The sequence below is a fragment of the Xanthomonas sp. F10 genome, assembly GCF_014206815.1.
Taxonomy (GTDB): Bacteria; Pseudomonadota; Gammaproteobacteria; order Xanthomonadales; family Xanthomonadaceae; genus Xanthomonas_A; species Xanthomonas_A indica.
This window is the reverse complement of the sequence record NZ_JACHNP010000002.1, coordinates 1,018,802-1,039,864: the sequence shown is the minus strand read 5'-3', so window position 1 is coordinate 1,039,864 and position 21,063 is coordinate 1,018,802. Positions and strand designations below refer to the sequence as shown.

Below are 21,063 nucleotides of genomic sequence, written 5' to 3'. Positions count from 1 at the left end.
GGCTAAGGTCGTGCTCCATCACGCCTGCCGCCCCGCTCCCATGCGCCATTGCCTGCTGCTCGCCGCCCTCGCCCTGTCGCCGCTCGCATCCGCCACGGCCACCGACGCATCGCCGCGCTACGGCGCGCAACTGGAAGGCTTCGCCTATCCCTACCCGGTGCACTGGTACCGCTTCGATTCGCAGCGCCAGTCGCTGCAGATGGCGTACATGGATGTGGCCCCGACCGGCACGCCGAACGGCCGCACGGTGGTGCTGCTGCACGGCAAGAACTTCTGCGCAGCGACCTGGGAATCGACGATCGCCGCGCTGGTGGCACAGGGCTACCGGGTGCTGGCGCCGGACCAGATCGGCTTCTGCAAGTCGAGCAAGCCACAGGCCTACCAGTTCACCTTCGCGCAACTGGCGGCCAACACCCATGCGTTGCTGCAACAGGCCGGGGTGACCCGCGCCGTGGTCGTCGGCCATTCGATGGGCGGCATGCTCGCCGCGCACTACGCGCTGCAGTATCCGCAGGACGTGAGCCAGTTGCTGCTGGTGAACCCGATCGGGCTGGAGGACTGGAAGGCGGCCGGCGTGCCCTGGCGCAGCGTCGACGACTGGTACGCCAAGGAGCGCAGGACCGACGCGGCCTCGATCAAGCAGTACCAGCAGAGCGTCTACTACGGCGGACAGTGGAAGCCCGAGTACGACCGTTGGGTGAGCATGCAGGCGGGCCTGTACGCCGGCCCCGGCGGCGATCGCGTGGCCTGGAACCAGGCGCTGACCTCGGACATGGTGTTCAACCAGCCGGTGGTGCAGCGCTTCCCGCAACTGCGCGTGCCGACCACGCTGTTCATCGGCCAGCGCGACCGCACCGCGATCGGCAAGGATCTGGCGCCACCGGCGCTGGCCGCGACCCTGGGCGACTATCCAGCCCTGGGCAAGCGCGCGGCCGCGGCGATCCCCGGCGCGCGCCTGGTCGCCTTCGACGACCTCGGCCATTCCCCGCAGGTGGAAGCGCCGCAACGCTTCAATGCCGCGTTGCTCGAGGCGCTGGTCAAGGCGCCCTGACCCCACATTCGCCACGCCATTGGTGCCGGCACGGCGGCACGAACGCGGCTTGCGCGCATCGTGGCGGCGTGCCGGCGGCGACAGCACGTCGCCTGGGGCGCCGCACGAACCTCGCCCCGCCACGCACCGTGCCCGCCCGCGCCCCGCATACGCAGACGTGCCCGATATGCAGCCATTGCGCTGCAGCATCAGCCGTTCATGAAAACGTTGTCATCGCAGTGATTTTTGATACATCTCGCATTCGCCTGAATTGTCTGTTGACAACGTTGTCTTCTGGCCAGAACCCTGCGCCTGCCCGGTCCGCGCACGAACGCCACACGACGTCGGCGCCACACGCTCCCGGGTGATCGGATCCAAGGAACCAGACAGCGGCGAACCGCCGCTCCTCAGTCGCGTTACCTACCGCATCGGAGGCGTCACCATGCACACGAAATCCGCTGGATCGTGGTTGCTGTTCTGCTGTTTCGTCCTGGCCGGCCTCGTGCCCGGCCAGGCCTGGGCCGCCGCGTGCAGCGGGGTCGCCGCCTGGAATCCGGCCACCATCTACGCCGCCGGCGATACCCTGACCTACGCCGGTCACCTGTACCGCGCCAACGGTCCGATCTGGAACACCGCGCCGACCTACTGCACCAGTTGCGGCTGGTATCAGGACCTGGGCACCTGCGACGGCAGTTCGGCCAACCAGCCGCCGAGCGTGGCCCTGACCGCGCCCACCGCCGGCACCCGCTTCGTGGTCGGCAACACCATCACCCTGCAGGCCTCGGCCAATGATGCGGACGGCAGCGTCGCGCGGGTCGAATTCTTCCGCGGCGCCACCTCGCTGGGCAGCGTGAGCGGCGCGCCCTACACGCTCGCCTGGAGCGGCGCGGCGGCCGGCAGCTACAGCCTGACTGCCGTGGCCACCGACAACGCCGGCGCGCGCAGCACCTCCGCGGCGGTCGCGATCACCGTCGCGGCGCCATCGAGCGACACCACCGCACCCAGCGTGCCGACCGGCCTGGCCGCGGCCACACGCGCCAGCAACGCCATCACCCTGAGCTGGAATGCCGCCGCCGACAATGCCGGCGGCAGCGGCCTGGCCGGCTACGACATCCTCCGCGACGGCAACCGCGTGGGCACCTCCACCACCACCGCTTACACCGATTCGGCGCTGACCGCCGACACCGCGTACGCCTATGCGGTCCGCGCCCGCGACAACGCCGGCAACGTCTCGGCGAGCAGCGCCGCGCTGAGCGTGCGCACCCTGCCCGCCAGCGCCGGCGGCGGCAAGCGCGTGATCGGCTACTTCACCCAATGGGGCATCTACGGCCGCAACTACCAGGTGCGCGACATCCAGGCCAGCGGCGCGGCCGGCTACCTGACCCATATCAACTACGCGTTCGGCAACGTCCGCAACAACCGCTGCGAAGTCGGCGTCACCCAGCCCTCCGACAGCAGCACCGGCGCCGGCGGCGACGCCTTCGCCGACTACACCAAGGCGTTCTCCGCCGCGCAGAGCGTGGACGGCGTGGGCGACACCTGGGACCAGCCGCTGCGCGGCAACTGGAACCAGTTGAAGAAGCTCAAGGCCGCGCACCCCGGGTTGAAGGTGCTGATCTCGCTGGGCGGCTGGACCTGGTCGCGCGGCTTCTCCAGCGCCGCGCGCGCCGAGAACCGCCAGGCCTTCGTCGCCTCGTGCATCGACGCCTACATCCGCGGCAACCTGCCCGTCACCGACGGCGCCGGCGGCAACGCGGCCGCGGCTGGCGTGTTCGACGGCATCGACATCGACTGGGAATACCCGGTGGCCTGCGGCATCGCCTGCGGCACGCCCGAGGACCGGCAGAACTTCACCGCGTTGCTGGCCGAGTTCCGCCGCCAGCTCGACCAAGTGCGGCCGGGGCTGCTGCTGACCGTGGCGGTCGGCGCCGGCATCGACAAGATCCGCGTCACCGACCCGAACCTGTACGCGCAATACCTGGACTACCTCAACGTGATGACCTACGACTTCCACGGCGCCTGGGATCCGCAGACCAACCATCACTCCGCGCTGTTCGAATCGCCGGCCGATCCATCCAGCGGCGACCAGCGTTACTACAATAGCAACGACGCCATCCAGGCCTTCCTCGACCGTGGCGTGCCGGCCGCCAAGCTCAACCTCGGCATCGGTTTCTACGGGCGCGGCTGGACCAACGTGCCCAACGTCAACCACGGCCTGTACCAGAGCGGCAGCGCCGCGGCGGGCACTTACGAAGCCGGCATCGAGGACTACAAGGTGTTGCGCGGCCGCGCCGGCACCAGCTACGTCGACGCGCAGGCGCGCGCGCACTGGAAGTACGACGGCAGCACCTTCTGGAGTTACGACGACCCGGCACTGGTCACCGAGAAGATGAACTACGTCAAGGCCCAGGGCCTGGGCGGCGCGTTCTTCTGGGAATTCAGCGGCGATTACCAGGGCGAGTTGCTGAAGACCATGGGCCAGGGTCTGCAATGAGGTGAGGCGCCGGCCGCCGCGCGACGCGCGATGGCCGCACCACGTGGCCCGCACCGCAGCCGTCTCTGCGTTGCGGGCCATGCCGACAACTTGCCGGCTGGCCGTCATCGCCAGCCAAGCCCGATCACGACGCCCGCGACTGAGTGCGGGCGTCGTTCACTTCGTTCAGCGCACCGCGATCCGCAGCACGTCGTCGAGCAAGGCCGCCGCGGTGACGTCGGCACCGGCGCCCGGCCCCTGGATCAGCAGCGGCTGCTGCAGGTAGCGGTCGCTGTGGATGGCGACGCGGTTGTCGGTGCCGGCGCCGCTGGCCAGCGGATGCGTCAGCGGCAGCGCGCGCAGGCCGACCGAGGCGCCGTGCGCATCGAAGCGGCCGACGAAGCGCAGGCAGGCACCGTCGGCCTGCGCCTGCGCCAGGCGCGCCGCCAACGGCGCGTCCAGTAGTTCCAACGCGGCATCCAGCTGCGCCAGCGGCACTGCGGCCAGCTCTGCCGGCACCAGCGACGCCACCTGCACCTGCTCGGCGCGCAACGGCAGGCCCGCGGCACGGGCCAGGATCAGCAACTTGCGCCGCACGTCCTCGCCGGACAGGTCCTCGCGCGGATCGGGTTCGGTGTAGCCGGCGGCCGCGGCCTCGCGCACGCACTCGGAAAAGGAACGGCAGCCGTCGTAGCGGTGCAACAGCCAGGCCAGCGAGCCGGACAGCACGCCTTCCACCGCGTGGATGTGGTCGCCGCCGGCGACCAGCGCGCGCAGGCTGCTCAGCAACGGCAGCCCGGCGCCGACCGTGGCGCTGTCGCCGTAGTGGGTGCTGGCGGCATGCCGCGCGGCATGGATCTGTTCGGCGCGCGCCAACGCGGCGCCCTGGCCGAGCTTGTTGGCGGTGACCACGTGCACACCGCGCCGCAGCCATTCGGCATGGCGCTGCGCCACCGCTTCGCTCGCGGTGGCGTCGACCACGATGTCGCCCCGGGCCAGGTCGTCCGGCAGCGTCACCGCCTGTGTTCCGCGTGCCGCGGCATTAGCTGCGGCCAGCGCCTGCGCCGGTGCCAGCGCGCAGTCGGCGACGGTGCGCGAATTGGCCAGCCAGGCGAAGGTCGGCAAGCCGGGCCGGCGCTGCTGCAGCGCCTGGTAACGCGCGACGAAGGCGCGACCGACCGTGCCGGTACCCAGCAGGCCCAGCCGCGCAGTTGCGGTGGCGGGCGCCGCACGCAGCGGCGCCGCCGGCGCATCGGCCAACCCGCTGCTCACGCGTCCACCCGTTTGCGTGCCAGCGCCTCGCCGGCGCGCTGCGCGCGCTGCAGGCCGGCCTGCAGGTCGGCGACCAGGTCCGCGCTGGATTCGATGCCCACCGACAGGCGCAGCAGGCCGTCGGAAATGCCGGCCTTGGCGCGCGCCTCGGCGGTCATCGCCGCATGGGTCATGGTCGCCGGGTGCGCGATCAGGCTCTCCACGCCGCCCAGCGATTCGGCCAGGGTGAAGTAGCGCAGGCCGTCGACGAAGGCGCGCACCTCGGCCTCGCCGCCGGCCAGTTCGAAACTGATCATCGCGCCGAAGCCGCGCTGCTGCCGCGCCGCCACCGCGTGGCCCGGATGCGAGGCCAGGCCGGGGTAGTACACCTGGCGCACCGCGGCGTGCGTGGTCAGCAGCTCCACCACCGCCTGCGCGTTTTCCTGGTGCGCGCGCAGGCGCGCGTCCAGCGTGCGCAGGCCGCGCAGGGTCAGAAACGCATCGAACGGCGAGCCGGTCAGGCCCAGCGCATTGGCCCACCACACCAGTTGCTGGTGCAACTCGGGATCGGCGGCGATCACCGCGCCGCCGACCACGTCGCTGTGGCCGTTGACGTACTTGGTGGTGGAGTGGATCACCAGGTCGGCGCCGAACGCGATCGGGGTCTGCAGCGCCGGCGACAGGAAGGTGTTGTCGACCACCGCCAGCGCGCCGGCCTTGTGCGTGGCGTCGATGACGAAGCGCAGGTCGGTGATGCGCAGCAGCGGGTTGGACGGGGTCTCGATCAACACCAGCTTCGGCGCCTGCGCCAGCGCATCGGCCAGCGAGCGCGGATCGGTCAGGTCGGCGGTGATCAGCTCGAAGTGGCCCTTCTTGGCCAGCGCGTTGAACAGCCGCCAGCTGCCGCCGTATGCGTCGTGCGGCACCACCAGCTTGTCGCCGGGCTGCAGCAGCGCGTTGAGCACCAGGTTGATCGCGCCCATGCCGGTGGCGGTGATCACACCGCCGGCGCCGCCTTCCAGTTCCGCCAGCGCTTCGCCGAGCAGGTCCCGGGTGGGGTTGCCGCTGCGGGTGTAGTCGTACTGGCGCTTGTTGCCGAAGCCGTCGAAGCTGAAGTTCGACGACAGCACGATCGGCGGGGTCACCGCGCCGTAGGCGGTGTCGCGGTCGATACCGGCGCGGACCGCAGCGGTGGCGGCACTACAGGGCAGATCGGTGTCGTGGGCAGTGCTCATGCGGCAACTCCGGTGGGGCGAAGGGCGGTGGCGAGAATCGCGTCGATGCGATCGGTTTCTTTCAGGAAGGCGTCGTGGCCGTAGGGCGAACGCAGCACGCGCAGGCTGCCGCGCGGGCCCAGCCCTTCGACCAGGGTGACCAGGTCCGACAGCGGCACCAGGCGGTCGCCTTCGACCGCCACCACCACCGTGGGCACGGCGACGGCGGCCGGATCGATGCGGTGCAGGTCGATGGATTCGGACAGGCGCAGGTAGGCGTTGACCTGGGTGCGCGCCACGTACTGCGCGCCGGCGGCGTCCAGGTAGTCTTCGGCGGCGACGCGGACGCGGCCGTTGATCACTTCCGGCGCCGCGTCGAAGCGCTCGCCGAATTCCTCGGGGGTGCGATAGCTGAGCATGGCGAACTGCCGCGCCAACGACAGCCCGTGGCTCTCGGCGCACTGCAGCTGACCCAGCGCCACCGCGCGGCGCTGCAGCGCGCGCCAGGCCGCGGCATACGGATGCGCGCGGTGCGCGCCGCTGACCGCGATCAGCTTGTGCAGGCGTTGCGGATGCCGCACCGCCAGTTGCAGGCCGACCAGCGCGCCGTAGGAGTAGCCGACGAACCCCTGCAATTGCGCGATGTCCAGCGCGTCCAGCAGCGCGGCGATGGCATCGGCCTGGTCGGCGCTGTCGATCGGCGCGTCCAGGCTGCCGTCGGCGCCGACGAAATCGAATGCCAGCAGCCGCCGCTGGGTCGGATCCAGCGCCCGCCCCGGCCCGACCAGGCCTTCGGCCCAGCCCTTCTCGGGAAAGCTGGCGTTGGCGGCCAGATGACGGTGCGCGGAGATGCCGCCGGCGACGAACACCACCGGTGCGACGACCGGGCCGCTCAACTCGTAGCGCAGGCGCAGCAGTTGCACGCCGGCATGGCGCAGCGGCAACGCGACGGCGACCTCGCCACGCATCGCGTGCACGCCGTCGGCCGGCGCGGCAACGCGGTCGTGGGACGGAGTGGCGGAGGTGGAGCGATCAGGCGAGTTCACGAGGCGCATGGCGGTATCCAGGGAGGAACGGCCATCGAGCTTCGCGGAGCTCGCGTTCGCCATGCAGAGGGCATGGATCGAACCATCTTTCGGCGGACGCGGTGGTCCCCGCAGGATTTGGCACCTACACGGTCGCTTGCGCGTCCGCTGGCTGCCCCGGCATCAAAGGGCCTGTCCCTCCGCCGGTCTCGATGGTGGAGCCACGATGCCAGCGATTTTCGGCAATGTCAATCTCTTTATTCGGATGAAGCGATATGATTTTTCGATCCCTGGCCTCGGCCATACTCCGTTTCCCCCATCGCGCCTCCCGTCCGTGCGCCGACGCCGTCCCTGCCGCTGGCTTGCCGTGGTCCTGTCGCTGGCGGCAGCGACCGGCGCACCGGCGCAGCCGCTGCTGCGCTGGAATGCCCCGCGGCCCGTGCCACCACCGCCCCCGGCATGGCTGGAGGTGAAGGCCCGCGACAGCGGCCTGCGCGAGGTCGCGCTGGGCAATCCGCTCGGCGGCCCGGTGCAGATCCGCCTGCTGGGCGACCGCGCCGACTTCACCGCCGTACCCGCGCTGCCGCTAACCGTGGAGCTGGCCGCCGGCGAGCGCCGCGTGGTCGCACGCCTGTATCCGCCCGGCGACCTGGCCGAGACGGGGGCCGATGGCGCCCGGCTGCGCATCGAGGCGGTGCCCGGCTCGCCGCGCGCCCATGCCGACGCGGTGCTGTACGCCCTGCCCTTCGCCGATCGCCCGGTGCGCATCGACCAGGGCTTCGGCGGCGCGTTCAGCCATCGCGATCCGGCCAATGCCTATGCGCTGGACTTCGCCCTGCCCGAGGGCACGCCGATACTGGCCGCGCGCGAGGGCGTGGTGATGGAGGTACGCGACGACTTCCGCGAGTCTGGCACCGATCCACGCCTGGGCCAGGCCGCCAACCTGGTGCGGGTGGTGCACGCCGACGGCAGCATGGCGATCTATGCGCACCTGGCCGCCGGTGGCGTGCAGGTGCAGGTCGGCCAGGCGGTGCGGCGCGGCGAGCGTCTCGGCCTGTCCGGCAATACCGGCCTGAGCAGCGGCCCGCACCTGCATTTCGCCCTCCAGCTCAACCGCGGCCTGCGCCTGCAATCGGTGCCGTTCCGGATGGCCGGCCCACTGGGCGAACTGCGCTTCGCCCATCCCACCCCGCCCTAGCGCCATCATCGACAGGCCGGCAAGCCTCCGCATCGCGAAGTGCGCAACTGAACGGCCCTGTCGGCAAGCACGCTATAATCGGCGGCTTCCTCCGTTGCCGATGACGCCCCTTGCGGGCGTGCCGCCCATGTCCGAAGTCGCCACCGAAGCTGCGCGCCGCCGCACCTTCGCCATCATTTCCCACCCCGACGCCGGCAAGACCACGCTGACCGAAAAGCTGCTGCTGTTCGGCGGGGCGATCCAGATGGCCGGCTCGGTGAAGGGCCGCAAGGCCGCGCGCCACGCCACCTCGGACTGGATGGCGCTGGAAAAGGAGCGCGGCATCTCGGTGACCTCGTCGGTGATGCAGTTCCCGTACGAAGGCAAGATCATCAACCTGCTCGACACCCCCGGCCACGCCGACTTCGGCGAGGACACCTACCGCGTGCTCACCGCGGTGGACTCGGCGCTGATGGTGATCGACGTGGCCAAGGGCGTGGAAGAGCGCACCATCAAGCTGATGGAGGTGTGCCGGCTGCGCGACACGCCGATCATGACCTTCATCAACAAGCTCGACCGCGAGGGCAAGGACCCGATCGACCTGCTCGACGAGGTCGAGACGGTGCTGGGCATCGAGTGCGCCCCGGTGACCTGGCCGATCGGCATGGGCCAGCGCCTGAAGGGCGTGGTGCACCTGGTGACCGGCGAGGTGCACCTGTACGAGCCCGGCCGCAACTTCACCCGCCAGGATTCGACCATCTTCCCGTCGCTGGACGCGCCTGGCCTGGCCGAGAAGATCGGCGAGCAGATGCTGGCCGAACTGCGCGAGGAACTGGAACTGGTACAGGGCGCCAGCCACGCCTTCGATCTGGCGGCCTACCGCGCCGGCAAGCAGACCCCGGTGTTCTTCGGCTCCGGCGTCAACAACTTCGGCGTGCAGCCGCTGCTGGACTTCTTCGCCGAGCACGCGCCGCCGCCGCAGCCGCGCGCCACCACCGGCCGCCAGGTGCAGGCCGGCGAAGACAAGCTCACCGGCTTCGTGTTCAAGATCCAGGCCAACATGGATCCTCAGCACCGCGACCGTGTGGCCTTCATGCGCATCTGCTCGGGCCGTTTCGCCGCCGGCATGAAGACCCTGCACGTGCGTACCGGCAAGGAGGTCAAGCTGGCCAACGCGCTGACCTTCATGGCCAGCGACCGCGAAATCGCCGCCGAGGCCTATCCCGGCGACGTCATCGGCATCCACAACCACGGCACCATCTCCATCGGCGACACCTTCACCGAGGGCGAGTCGCTGTCGTTCACCGGCATTCCCAACTTCGCCCCGGAACTGTTCCGCCGCGCGCGCCTGCGCGATCCGCTCAAGCTCAAGCAGTTGCAGAAGGGCCTGGCGCAGTTGTCCGAGGAAGGCGCCACCCAGTTCTTCCGGCCGCTGATGAGCAACGACCTGATCCTGGGCGCGGTCGGCACCCTGCAGTTCGACGTGGTCGCCTACCGGCTCAAGGACGAGTACGGCGTGGACGCCAGCTTCGAGCCGGTCGGCGTGGTCACCGCGCGCTGGGTGCACTGCGACAACCCCAAGAAGCTGGAAGAGTTCCGCGAGAAGAACGCGATGAACCTGGGCATCGACGCGGCCGGCGAACTGGTCTACCTGGCGCCGACCCGGGTCAACCTGCAGTTGGCGCAGGAACGTGCGCCGGACGTGCGCTTCGCCGCCACCCGCGAACACGCGCACAGCGTGGCGGTGGAATGACCGCCCTGTGACCGCGGGCGTGCGCCGGATGAGCGCACGCCCAACGGCGTCGCAGTCCTGCGCCGCAGCGGATGCGAACCGCTCGCAATTGCGCTACCGTGCGGACCCATGGATGCAGACCGGTCGCCCGCTTACTCGAACGCCGACGCGCAGCCTTCCACGGACTGGCGCGACGAACTCGCCAGTGCGCTGACCCACGGCCTCGGCGCGATCGCCGCGCTGGCCGGCGGCTCGGTGCTGATCACCCTCGCCGCCATCTACGGCGATGGCTGGCAGCTCGCCACCGCCATCGTGTTCAGCGTCACCTTGCTGCTGCTGTACGTGGCGTCCACCCTGTACCACGCCATTCCGCATCCAGGCGCCAAGGCGCGCCTGCAGATCTTCGACCACTGCGCGATCTACCTGCTGATCGCCGGCACCTACACCCCGTTCACCCTGATCGGCCTGCGCGGCCCGTGGGGCTGGGGCCTGTTCGCGGCGATCTGGACCATCGCCGTGGCCGGGGTGATCTTCAAACTGTTCTTCACCGGCCGCTTCCGCCTGCTCTCCACCATCCTGTACATCGCCATGGGCTGGCTGATCGTGGTGGCGATCGAACCGCTGCTGCGTTCCATCGATGCCTGGACCCTGGGCTGGCTGCTGGCCGGCGGCCTGTTCTACACCCTGGGCACGTATTTCTATCAGCGCGACACCGTGCGCTACTTCCACGCCATCTGGCATCTGTTCGTGCTCGCCGGCAGCGTCTGCCACTTCGTGGCGGTGACCGGCCAGGTGCTCTGAGGCGGCCGCTCGCTTTCGCACCCCGTGCACGGCAGCTGCCTAGGATGGCCGCATGGCTCCCGACCCTGCTTCCGCATCCGGCGCACGCCGCCGCTCCTGGCCCTGGCGGCGCAACGACGGCCGCCTGCGGCGCTGGCCATTCGTGCTCGGCGCGCTGGTGCTGCTCCTGCTCGTCATCATCCTGATCTTCGATTGGAACTGGTTCAAGGCGCCGGTGGAACGCGCGGTGCAGGCACGCACCGGCCGCGCCTTCCATATCGACGGCAACCTGGATGTGGACCTGGGCCGCATCGTCACCGTGCGCGGCGATCGCCTGCGCTTCGCCAATGCCGACTGGTCGAAGCAGCCGCAGATGGCCAGCGCCGACCGTGCCGAACTGGATATCGCGCTGTGGCCGCTGCTGCGCGGCCGCGTGCGCATTCCCGAGATTCGCCTGACCAAGCCCGATCTGCTGCTGGAGACCGGCCCGGCCGGACAGCCCGGCAACTGGGCGTTCGGCCAGTCCGACGACGGCGGCAGGCCGGTGGTGCTGGGCGCCTTGCTGGTGCAGCAGGGACATCTGCGTTTCCAGGACCCGGCCGGACGCACCGAGATCGACATCGCCGTCGACAGCCAGGTCGGGCAGCGCCGCCGCGGCGACGCCGCGCCGCCGATCGCGGTCAGCGGCGACGGCCGCTGGCGCGGCAATCCCTTCACCCTGAAAGGCAATACCGCCTCGCCACTGGAACTGAGCGAGAGCGACCATCCGTTCCGCGTCGACCTGCGCGGCAGCGCCGGCAGCACCCGCGCGCACATGCGCGGCACGCTGACCAATCCGTTCCAGTTGCGCGTGTTCGACCTGCAACTGCAACTGGCCGGCGCCGACATGGCGCATCTGTATCCGCTGCTGGGCATCGCCATCCCCTCCACGCCGCCCTACCAACTCGACGGGCGTCTGCAGCGCGACGGCGAGCGCTGGCGCTACCAGGACTTCCGCGGCCGCGCCGGCGACAGCGACCTGGCCGGCACAGTGCAGATCGACACCGCCGGGCAGCGCCCGTTCCTGCGCGCCGACCTGCGTTCGCAACGCCTGGATTTCGACGACCTGGCCGGCTTCGTCGGCGCGCCGCCGCGCACCGGCGCCGGCGAGACCGCCAACGCCGAGCAGAAGGCGCAAGCGGCCAAGCTCGCCGCCACCGACAAGGTGCTGCCATCCACCCCGTACGATCTGGGCAAGTTGCGCGCGATGGACGCGGACGTGCGTTGGAAGGCGCAGCGCATCAATGCGCCGTCGTTACCGCTGGACGACATGGACGCGCACCTGAAGCTCGATGACGGCGTGCTCTTGCTGCAACCGTTGAACTTCGGCGTGGCCGGCGGCGACCTGCGCTCGGACATCCGCATGGATGCGCGCAAGCCCACGCTGTTCACCCGAGCGCAGGTGTCGATCCGCGGCGTGCAGTTGGGCAAGCTGTTTCCCGACGGCAAGCTCGCCAAGGAAGCGGCGGGTGCGATCGGCGGCGAGATCGCCTTGGCCGGCAGCGGCAACTCGATCGCGCAGATGCTCGGCAGCGCCGACGGGAACGTCGCCGTCGGCATGGGCAAGGGCCGCATCAGCAACCTGGTGATGGAACTGGCCGGTCTGGATATCGCCGAATCGCTGAAGTACCTGGTGACCAAGGACCGCGAGATCCCTGTGCGCTGCGCGTTCGGAGACTTCGGCGTCCAGCGCGGGGTGATGACCTCACGCGCCCTGGCCTTCGACAGCACCGACACCCTGCTGGTCGGCAGCGGCACCATCGACCTGGGCCAGGAGCGCCTGGACCTGCTGCTGAAGGCGCAGCCCAAGGACCACAGCATCCTCGCCCTGCGCTCGCCGCTGCGCGTCGGCGGCACCTTCAAGGACCCGAGCTTCCGCCCCGACTTCAAGGCCCTAGGCGTACGCGGCGCGATCGCCGTCGCCCTGGGCAGCATCGCCCCGCCCGCCGCGCTGCTGGCCACCATCGAGACCGGGCCGGGCAAGGATATTCAGTGCGGCGGCAAGTAGCCGCGGGATTCGGGATTCGAGATTAGGGATTCGCAAAAGCAGGCTGCCGGATCACCGCCAGATCCGGATGGGTGATTCGCGCGGCGCAACCGGCGCACGCGCGCCCCCGCTCTTACGAATCCCCAATCCCGACTCCCCAATCTCAGCTCCTGATGTACTCCTGCAACTGATCCAGTTCCTGGCGCTGCTCCTCGATCACCGCCTTGACCAGGTCGCCGATCGAGATCACGCCGATCACGCGGCCGGCGTCCACCACCGGCAGGTGGCGGATGCGTTGCCCGGTCATCAGTTGCATGCACTGCTGCACGCTCTGCGACGGGTCCACGGTGTGCACCTTGCTGCTCATGATGTCGCGCACCGGCGTGGTCGCCGAGGAGCGGTCCTGCAGGACCACCTTGCGTGCGTAGTCGCGCTCGGACAGGATCCCGGACAGCTGTCCGTCCTGCATCACCAGCACCGCGCCGATGCCCTTGGCGGCCATCAGCCGCAGCGCCTCGATCACCGCCGTGTCCGGCGCGACCGCGTGGATCTCATTGCCCTTTTCGCTCAAGACCTGCCGTACCGTGCGCATCGCTGCCTCCCGGTTCGCTGGATCGCACGGCCGAGCATACTCCTTCGCCCGGTGCACGCCAGGTCTCCACCAGGTACAGCGGGCGTTGCTTGGATTCCTCGTACAGCCGGCCCAGGTATTCGCCGATCAGGCCCAGCGCGATCAGCTGCACGCCGCCCAGGAACAGGATGACCGCCATCATCGTCGGCCAGCCGGCCACCGGATCGCCCCACAGCGCCGCCTTGACCACCACCCAGATCGCGAACAGGAAGGCACCGACCGCCGTGGCCAGCCCCAGGTAGGTCGCCACCCGCAACGGCGCGGTGGAGAACCCGGTGATGCCGTCCAGGGCGAAATTCCACAGCCGCCACAGACTGAACTTGCTGCGCCCAGCCAGCCGCGGCGCGCGTCGGTACGGGACCGCCAGGCGGCGGAAGCCAATCCAGCCGAACAGCCCCTTCATGAAGCGGTGGCGCTCGCGCAACTGCCGCAGCGCGGCCAGCGCGCGCGGCGACAGCAGGCGGAAATCGCCGGTATCGGCCGGGATCGGCGTCTTCGACAGCCGCCCGATCACCCGGTAGAACAGCGCCGCGGTGCCGCGCTTGAGCCAGCCCTCGCCTTCGCGCACCAGGCGCGTGCCATAGATGTCGTCGTAGCCGGCGCGCCAGTGCGCCACGAACTGCCCGATCAGCTCCGGCGGATCCTGCCCATCGGCATCCAGCAGCATCGCCGCGCCTCGCTCGACACAGTCCAGGCCCGCAGTCAGCGCCAGTTCCTTGCCGAAGTTGCGCGACAGGCGCAGCGCGCCGACCCGCGGATCGGACGCGGCCAGCGCCTGGATCGTCTCCCAGGTGGCATCGCGGCTGCCGTCGTCCACGTACAGCACCCGCCCCTCCAGCCCAGGCACGGCGTCGAGCGCGGCGAGGATGCGCGGGTGCAGCAGCGGCAGGGTCTGCGCCTCGTTGAACGCAGTGACGACGACAGTGAGACGTTCGGATTCCATCGGCGGATGGTACGGAGCGGCCTGCGCGTTCACCAGCGGCGGGGCATCGCCTGGCAAAAGGGAACTCCTCCCTTCTCCCACTGGGAGAAGGTGCCCCGAAGGGGCGGATGAGGGTGCGCCTGCCGCCGAACCTCAATGCGCACGTGCGGCCGTACCCTCACCCCAACCCCTCTCCCGGTGGGAGAGGGGCTTCAGGCCTACGGCGCCTGCAGGTAGGCCGGGCCGCCGAGTTGCCGGGTCTGGCGCTGGATCCAGTTGGCCCGCCCCTGCACATAGGGGCCGGGACGCGTGGCGTTGTAGCGCTGCGGCGCCGGAAGCACCGCCGCCAGCAGCGCGCTCTGCGCCGGGGTCAGCTGCGCCGCGTCCTTGTTCCAGAAGCTGCGCGCCGCCGCCTGCGCGCCGTACACGCCGTCGCCGAACTCGGCCACGTTGGCGTACACCTCGAGAATGCGCTGCTTCGACCACAACGCCTCGATCAGCACCGTGTACCACGCCTCCAATCCCTTGCGCAGCCAGCTGCGGCCCTGCCACAGGAAGACGTTCTTGGCGACCTGCTGGCTGATCGTGCTAGCGCCGCGCAGGCGCCCGCCGCGTGCGTTGTGGTCGCGCGCCTTCTCGATCGCGTCCAGGTCGAAGCCATGGTGGCTGGGAAAGCGCTGGTCCTCCGCGGCGACCAGCGAGATCGGCAGGCTCGGCGCGATCTGCGCGGTATCGCGCCAATCGTAGGCGATGCGGTACGACCAGTCGCCGCCGGCCCAGGCGCCGAGCTGGCGCTCCAGCATCATCGCCGAGAACGGCGGGTCGACGAAGCGCAGCAGCAGGACCTGCGACACGCTCGCCAGCACGAAGACCAGCGGCGCCAGCAGCAGCCAGCGCCGCCAGCGCCTGGCCCGTGGACGCGCCGGCGCAGCGCCACTTGCATCGCGGCGCGCCGCCCCCATTCCTATGCTCTCTTCGATCTGGTCCACCATGACGATCCACTCTCGTGCGGTCGCCATCTTCCCATGCGCAGCGAGGCCGCAATGCATTCTTCCGACGATCGTCTGACCCGCTTCCTGCTACCCGGCGCCGGTGTGCGCGGTGTGCACGTACGTCTGCACGACACCTGGCGCGAGATCCTGGCGCCGGCCAGCTACCCCGCCGCGGCCACCGAACTGCTGGGCGAGGCCTGCGTCGCCGCGGCCCTGTTCACCGGCCACACCAAGGTCGACGGGCGCCTGTCGGTGCAATTGCGCAGCCAGGGCGCGCTGCGCACCCTGTTCGCCGAGTGCACCGCGGCCGGCACGCTGCGCGGCATCGTCCAGTTGAGCGAAGGCCAGGACGCGCCGCGCGACCTGCGCGCCCTCGGCGACGACGCCCTGCTGGCGATCACCATCGAGAACCCCGGCCTGGACCCGCGCGAACCGCAGCGCTACCAGAGTCTGGTGGCGATGTCCTCGGCCGAGCTGGACGAAGCCTTCGAGGACTACTTCCGCCAGTCCGAACAGTTGCCGACGCGGCTGATCCTGGCCGCCGACGGCAGCCATGCCGCCGGCCTGCTGCTGCAGAAGCTGCCTGGCGACGCCGGCGACGAGGACGGCTGGAACCGCGCCGGTGCGCTGTTCGAAACCGTCGGCGAGGCCGAACTGCTGGCGACGCCCGCCGAGACCCTGCTGCACCGGCTGTTCCATGAGGAGACCCCGGAACTGCTCGGCGACCGCCCGCTGCGCTTCGGCTGCTCCTGCTCGCGCGAACGGGTGGCGGCGATGCTGCGCTCGCTGGGCGAGGAAGAAGCGCGGGCCGCGGCCGAGGCCACCGGCCAAGTTGAGATCCGCTGCGAATTCTGCGGCCGCCACTATGACTTCCCCTTGACGGAATTCGGAGTATTGTTTGCCGTAACGCAGGCTGAACCGACGTCCTCGGAGCGCTTGCACTAGCGGAAATGCGCGTCGCGACCGGGGAGTCCGACTTGTTAAAGAAACATAAACCCACTAGCATCAACCACCCTGTCCGGCGGGAACTTTCGTGCCCGCCCCAAGTCTCAGACTGCTGATGCGACCCTTCCTGCGCCTACCGCTCGCCCTGCTGATCGCCCTTGCGGCGAGCACGGGCGCGCACGCGCAGAGCAAGCCGGCCAACGGCCAGGACCGTACCGTGCTGCCGGTCTGGAACAAGGGCAGCGGCAAGGTCGAGGCGCTGCTGTACCTGGAACCCACTGGCGAACAGGCGGTCGGGGCGCGCTGGCATTTCGGCCGCAACTCCCTGGATGCCGCGTTCGGCCTGTCCTCCGGCGACTCGCTGGGCCTGCTGTGCAACAGCGCCAGCGGCAGCAGCATCAGCGGGCTGGCGAGCCACTGCATGCTGGCCAGCCTGGGCGACGACGACGGCAGCACCGGCCACCATGTCGCCGCCACCACCACCTTCAACCGCTCCGGCGGGCGCCTGTCGCTGTCGGCCGGCACCGGTCGCGAAAACCTCCCCGCCTGGCTGGCCGGCGCCAACAAGACGCCGTCGATGCGGATGGAACAGAACGACCTGACCGTCTTCGCGCAGCAGAACATCGGCCGCGAGGGTTTCGTGTCGATCGGCGGCACCTACGCCAAGGCCCGCCTGGTGCCGATCGCCGACGCCACCCCGGCCATGCTCGACCGCTGGGACAGCAAGAGCCTGAGCATCGGCGGCGGCTACGGCTCGTTCAGCGCCAACGTCATCGGCCGCGTCGTCGATGCCCCCGGACAGCCGGGCAAGTGGACCGGCCTGGGCGTGGGCCTGACCTGGCGCACCCCGTGGAGCGGCCAGCTGACCGTCGGCGCCGAGAACGTCATCACCCGCGGCAAGAACCCGTTCTCGCCGAACAACATCAGCACCGAAGAGGGGACCATCCCCTATGTGCGCTACGAGCAGGATCTGTAGCGCGCCATAGCGTGCCGCGCTGGCCGCACCTGTCACGAAGCAACGTGATGGAAGGTGATTTTTCTCTGAAATCACATAAAAGTACCACTTCGTTAACGGTACTTTAATTCTTCCTCCGACCGGGCTAACATCCAGGCACCCTGAAGGGATTTGGAATCGCGCTTTCGATTCCGCCCACAGGCAACCTTGGGCTTTACCCCATCTTTCGGAGAGAGAGCTAATGAATTGCAAGACCAACACACTGCGTGATGCAGTGGTGCTCGCGCTTGTTGTGGGCGCCGGTGGCACCGCTGGCGCAGCCGTCGCTCAGGACGCGAACGGCAGCGGCGCCACCAACCTGGATCGCATCGAAGTCACCGGTTCGCGCATCCGTTCCGTGGACGTCGAGACCGCCCAGCCGGTCTTCACCGTGTCCTCTGAGGAGATCAAGAAGTCCGGCCTGGTGAGCGTCGGCGACATCCTGCAGAACCTCACCGTCTCTGGCACCCAGACGTTCAGCAAGGCAGCGGTGCTGACCTCGAACGCCGAACAGGGTGGCCAGTACGTCAACCTGTACAACCTGGGCGAGCAGCGCACCCTGGTGCTGGTGAACGGCAAGCGTTGGACCTCCAGCCTGGCCGGCTACACCGACCTGTCGACCATCCCGAGCGCCCTGATCGATCGCATCGAAGTGCTGAAGGACGGCGCCTCGGCGATCTACGGCTCCGACGCCGTGGCCGGCGTGGTCAACATCATCCTGCGCAAGAATTTCGAAGGTGCCGAAGCCTCGGCGCTGTTCGGCCAGAACGGCCGCGGCGACGGCCAGAAGCAGTCCTACTCGATCACCCTGGGCGCCAGCGGCGACCACTCCTCGCTCGTGTTCGGCGCCAGCTACACCAAGGAAGATCCGGTGTTCGCCAAGGACCGCGAACTGACCCGCACCACCTTTGGGCCGAGCCACCCGCTGGACGGCCTCAGCGCCACCGGTCCGTGGGGTCGCTTCAACTACAACGGCAGCACCTACGTCCTGAACCATACCGGCTCGTGGGACGGCAACGGCGTCGGCGCCGATTCGCGCAGCCTCGCCAACTACCACAATGGCCTGACCACCGACGATCGCTTCAACGTCACCCAGCAGATGATGCTGGCGCAGGGCAATGAGACCAAGTCGGTCTTCACCTCCGGCAGCTTCGATATCAACGAGAACATCACCTTCAAGTCGACGGCGATGTACTCCGAGCGCAACTCCACGCGCCAGGTCGGCGGCTACCCGCTGAATGCGACATCCCAGCGTACGTTCCCGGTCTCCATCAGCGGCCAGAGCTACTACAACCCGGTCGGCCAGGACATCACTTCGTGGTTCCGTCGCATCACGGAGATCCCGCGCGTTTCGGAAAACGACGTCAAGAGCTTCCACTTCGACGCCGCCCTGGAAGGCGCGTTCAATGTCGGCACCCATGGCTGGAACTGGGACGTCGGCATGAACTACAACAAGTACGACGTCACCCAGATCAGCACCGGCAACATCAACTTGCTGGCGCTGCAGAAGGCCCTGGGACCGTCCTTCCTGAATGCACAGGGCGTCGTTCAGTGCGGCACCGCGGCGAACCCGATCGCGCTGGGCACCGGCCTGGCTGCCGGGCAGTGCACGCCGTTCAACATCCTCGGCGGCCCGTCCGCGTCCACCGCCGATGCGTTGAAGTACATCAGCACCCTCGGCCAGGCCACCCAGCAGAGCGTGAGCAAGCAGTACTTCGCTAACATCACCGGCGGCCTGTTCGACATGCCGGGTTCGGCAGGCGAGTTCGCGTTCGCCGCAGGTGTCGAGCACCGCGAAGTCAGCGGCTACGACTACCCGGACCAGCTCTCCAGCGCGGGCTACACCACCGACCTGGCCGCCGCGCCGACGACGGGCAAGTACAAGACCAACGAAGCCTACCTGGAATTGATGATTCCGGTCCTGAAGGACGTGCCGTTCGCCAAGGAACTCTCGTTCGACGTGGCAAGCCGCTACTCGGACTACGACCGGTTCGGCAACACCACCAACAGCAAGTTCAGCCTGACCTGGAAGCCGGTCGAGGATCTGCTGGTGCGTGGCACCTACGGCAAGGGCTTCCGCGCCCCGACCCTGGACGACACCTTCGGCGGCGGCTCGCAGTCCTTCGATCCGTTCACCGACCCGTGCGATGCGCGCTTCGGCCAGCTGTCCACTCCCGTCGTCGCAGCGCGCTGCGCGTCGGAAGGCCTCTCGCCGAACTTCCGCCAGACCGACAACGCCGGCAGGCCGGTCAGCGCCCGCGAAACGCAGAGCAACTCCGCGTTCCAGGCCGGCGTAGGCAACGCCGAGCTGCAGCCTGAGTACAGCAAGACCCGCACGGTCGGCCTGGTCTTCAGCCCGCACTGGGTGCAGGGCCTGGACTTCTCGCTCGACTGGTACAAGATCAGCATCTCCAACGTGATCACCGCGGTCAGCGCGACCTATGTGCTGAACCAGTGCTACAACGGCGTCACCTCGTTCTGTAACTACACCCGCGATGCGGCCACCGGCCAGGTGGTCAGCCTGAGCCGCGGCAACACCAATCTGGGTGCGCTGGAAACCGAGGGCTACAACTTCGTCGCGAACTATCGCCTGCCGGAATTCGCGGTCGGCCAGTTCTCGCTGCGACTGGACAGCAACTACCTGGTTGCGTTCCGGCAGCAGAGCGACAAGGGCAGCCCCTGGAACGACTACGCGGGCTACTGGAACTACCCGCGCGTTCGGGCCACGCTCGGCGTGAACTGGGTCAAGGGCGACCTGTCGGCCAGCTGGAACCTGCGCTACTACGGCGGCTACCGCGATTTCTGCCAGTACACCGAAGAGTGCAACGAGCCCAACTACCAGACGCCCAACGCCGGCTGGGGCGGTGGCGTGGGCGCCAACAAGAAGGGAGCCATCACCTATCAGGACGTTTCGATGACCTGGTCGGCCCCCTGGAACGGCGCGGTTACCGTGGGTGCTCGCAACATCTGGAACAAGCAGCCGCCGATCACCTACTCGCTGACCAACAACAGCTCTTCGTCGATCGATCCGATGCTGGACTACGACCGTTACCTGTTCATGCAATACACCCAGCGGTTCTGATACCGCCGGTGTTCCGGTAACAAGAACGGCCCCGAAAGGGGCCGTTTTTTTATGCAACCAGCTTTTTCATGCGATTGGCTGGGTATGCGCCGGCGTTCAGTGCCGACGCGCCTCGCTGCAGGGATCAGCCGGGAATCAAGGTCACGATGACGTGCTCGACGTAGGCCTCGAAGTCCTCACGCGCCTGCTTGGGCTGGTGCAACTGCAGCGACAGCTGCAGGAAGCCGACGTAGGCGGCATAGGCCAGCCGTGCGCGGTGTTGCGCGTCGGTCCGGCTGAGCCCGGCCTGGCGGAACGAGGCGATCAGATACTCCATGCGCCGCTGCGAGACCCGGTCGATCACCGGCCGCACCGCGGGATGGTCGAGCGCCTTCAACAGTTCGCTGTAGATGACATGCGGCTTGACCTCGTGCGCCACCAACTGGAACAGCGCGCGCAGGCGCGTGCGCGGATCCGGCACCTCTTCCAGGCTGCCGAACACCTGCTGCTGCTCGACCAGTTCCCAGCGTTCCAACGCGGCCTGCAGCAGCGCATCGCGCGAGGGGAAGTGCCAGTAGAAGCTGCCCTTGGTGACGCCCAGGCGCCGCGCCAGCGGCTCCACCGCCACGGCGCTCACGCCCTGTTCGGCGATCAGGTCCAGGGCGGCCTGCGCCCAGTCTTCGGCACTGAGCCGGTTGTTGCGGCCACCGCCGGAAGCGGTGCCGTCGTCGGAGGAAGGAGCGGGCGCGGTATTCATCCGTGGATTTAACCATACGGGGACGTCGGTTGCAGTATGTGGCCTTCACGAGG

The 21,063-nt window shown here is 68.9% G+C and carries 16 protein-coding genes, 1 pseudogene and 1 riboswitch; of the genes and pseudogenes, 10 read left to right on the top strand and 7 right to left on the bottom strand.

Annotated features, from left to right (window positions below):
* Positions 1–40 precede the first annotated feature (40 nt).
* From FHR56_RS15760 to FHR56_RS20685, 3 genes and pseudogenes are all read left to right on the top strand, one after another.
* Complete coding sequence (locus tag FHR56_RS15760) at positions 41–1,051, top strand: alpha/beta hydrolase (protein ID WP_160946431.1); 1,011 nt, start codon at positions 41–43, stop codon at positions 1,049–1,051.
* Positions 1,052–1,472: 421 nt separating this feature from the next.
* Positions 1,473–1,934 (top strand): annotated as a pseudogene (locus tag FHR56_RS20690) (Ig-like domain-containing protein); the annotation flags it as partial.
* A gap of 345 nt (positions 1,935–2,279) precedes the next feature.
* Positions 2,280–3,524, top strand: a complete 1,245-nt coding sequence (locus FHR56_RS20685; RefSeq protein ID WP_237473105.1) for a glycoside hydrolase family 18 protein — start codon at positions 2,280–2,282, stop codon at positions 3,522–3,524.
* A gap of 165 nt (positions 3,525–3,689) precedes the next feature.
* On the opposite strand, the gene FHR56_RS15750 is transcribed toward FHR56_RS20685, so the two are convergent.
* Genes FHR56_RS15750 through FHR56_RS15740 form a run of 3 tightly spaced genes read right to left on the bottom strand, consistent with a single transcriptional unit; the run spans position 3,690 to position 7,023 of the window.
* Positions 3,690–4,775, bottom strand: a complete 1,086-nt coding sequence (locus tag FHR56_RS15750; protein ID WP_160946432.1) for a homoserine dehydrogenase — start codon at positions 4,773–4,775, stop codon at positions 3,690–3,692.
* On the bottom strand, positions 4,772–5,989 hold the full coding sequence (locus FHR56_RS15745) for an O-succinylhomoserine (thiol)-lyase (RefSeq protein WP_160946433.1): 1,218 nt from the start codon (positions 5,987–5,989) through the stop codon (positions 4,772–4,774). The genes FHR56_RS15750 and FHR56_RS15745 overlap by 4 nt, the downstream gene beginning before the upstream one ends.
* A complete protein-coding gene (locus FHR56_RS15740; RefSeq protein ID WP_160946434.1) occupies positions 5,986–7,023 on the bottom strand; it encodes a homoserine O-succinyltransferase in 1,038 nt (345 codons plus the stop codon). The genes FHR56_RS15745 and FHR56_RS15740 overlap by 4 nt, the downstream gene beginning before the upstream one ends.
* 70 nt (positions 7,024–7,093) lie before the next feature.
* Positions 7,094–7,212, bottom strand: a riboswitch (SAM riboswitch).
* A gap of 148 nt (positions 7,213–7,360) precedes the next feature.
* On the opposite strand from FHR56_RS15740, the gene FHR56_RS15735 reads away from it, so the two are divergent.
* The 4 genes from FHR56_RS15735 (at position 7,361) to FHR56_RS15720 (ending at position 12,729) form a co-directional block, all read left to right on the top strand.
* A complete protein-coding gene (locus tag FHR56_RS15735; protein ID WP_160946435.1) occupies positions 7,361–8,191 on the top strand; it encodes a M23 family metallopeptidase in 831 nt (276 codons plus the stop codon).
* Between the two features lie 127 nt (positions 8,192–8,318).
* Positions 8,319–9,923 carry a peptide chain release factor 3 gene (locus tag FHR56_RS15730; RefSeq protein WP_160946436.1) on the top strand — a complete coding sequence of 535 codons (1,605 nt, stop codon included), beginning with the start codon at positions 8,319–8,321 and terminating at the stop codon, positions 9,921–9,923.
* Positions 9,924–10,031: 108 nt separating this feature from the next.
* A complete protein-coding gene (locus FHR56_RS15725) occupies positions 10,032–10,703 on the top strand; it encodes a hemolysin III family protein (protein WP_010344180.1) in 672 nt (223 codons plus the stop codon).
* Between the two features lie 52 nt (positions 10,704–10,755).
* Positions 10,756–12,729, top strand: a complete 1,974-nt coding sequence (locus tag FHR56_RS15720; RefSeq protein ID WP_160946437.1) for an AsmA family protein — start codon at positions 10,756–10,758, stop codon at positions 12,727–12,729.
* Positions 12,730–12,871: 142 nt separating this feature from the next.
* On the opposite strand, the gene FHR56_RS15715 is transcribed toward FHR56_RS15720, so the two are convergent.
* From FHR56_RS15715 to mtgA, 3 genes are all read right to left on the bottom strand, one after another.
* Positions 12,872–13,300 carry a CBS domain-containing protein gene (locus tag FHR56_RS15715; protein ID WP_160946438.1) on the bottom strand — a complete coding sequence of 143 codons (429 nt, stop codon included), beginning with the start codon at positions 13,298–13,300 and terminating at the stop codon, positions 12,872–12,874.
* Positions 13,260–14,282, bottom strand: coding sequence for a glycosyltransferase family 2 protein (locus FHR56_RS15710; protein ID WP_160946439.1), 1,023 nt, complete (start codon positions 14,280–14,282; stop codon positions 13,260–13,262). Before FHR56_RS15710 ends, FHR56_RS15715 begins: the two co-directional genes overlap by 41 nt.
* A 197-nt stretch (positions 14,283–14,479) precedes the next feature.
* Positions 14,480–15,223, bottom strand: a complete 744-nt coding sequence (gene mtgA, locus FHR56_RS15705) for a monofunctional biosynthetic peptidoglycan transglycosylase (protein ID WP_160946535.1) — start codon at positions 15,221–15,223, stop codon at positions 14,480–14,482.
* Positions 15,224–15,304: 81 nt separating this feature from the next.
* On the opposite strand from mtgA, the gene FHR56_RS15700 reads away from it, so the two are divergent.
* The 3 genes from FHR56_RS15700 (at position 15,305) to FHR56_RS15690 (ending at position 20,274) form a co-directional block, all read left to right on the top strand.
* Positions 15,305–16,198 (top strand): Hsp33 family molecular chaperone HslO, encoded by an 894-nt coding sequence (locus FHR56_RS15700; RefSeq protein ID WP_160946440.1) that lies wholly within the window; start codon positions 15,305–15,307, stop codon positions 16,196–16,198.
* Positions 16,199–16,313: 115 nt separating this feature from the next.
* Complete coding sequence (locus FHR56_RS15695; RefSeq protein WP_160946441.1) at positions 16,314–17,174, top strand: hypothetical protein; 861 nt, start codon at positions 16,314–16,316, stop codon at positions 17,172–17,174.
* A gap of 220 nt (positions 17,175–17,394) precedes the next feature.
* Positions 17,395–20,274, top strand: coding sequence for a TonB-dependent receptor (locus FHR56_RS15690; protein ID WP_160946442.1), 2,880 nt, complete (start codon positions 17,395–17,397; stop codon positions 20,272–20,274).
* A gap of 124 nt (positions 20,275–20,398) precedes the next feature.
* On the opposite strand, the gene FHR56_RS15685 is transcribed toward FHR56_RS15690, so the two are convergent.
* Positions 20,399–21,010 carry a TetR/AcrR family transcriptional regulator gene (locus tag FHR56_RS15685; RefSeq protein WP_160946443.1) on the bottom strand — a complete coding sequence of 204 codons (612 nt, stop codon included), beginning with the start codon at positions 21,008–21,010 and terminating at the stop codon, positions 20,399–20,401.
* Positions 21,011–21,063 lie beyond the last annotated feature (53 nt).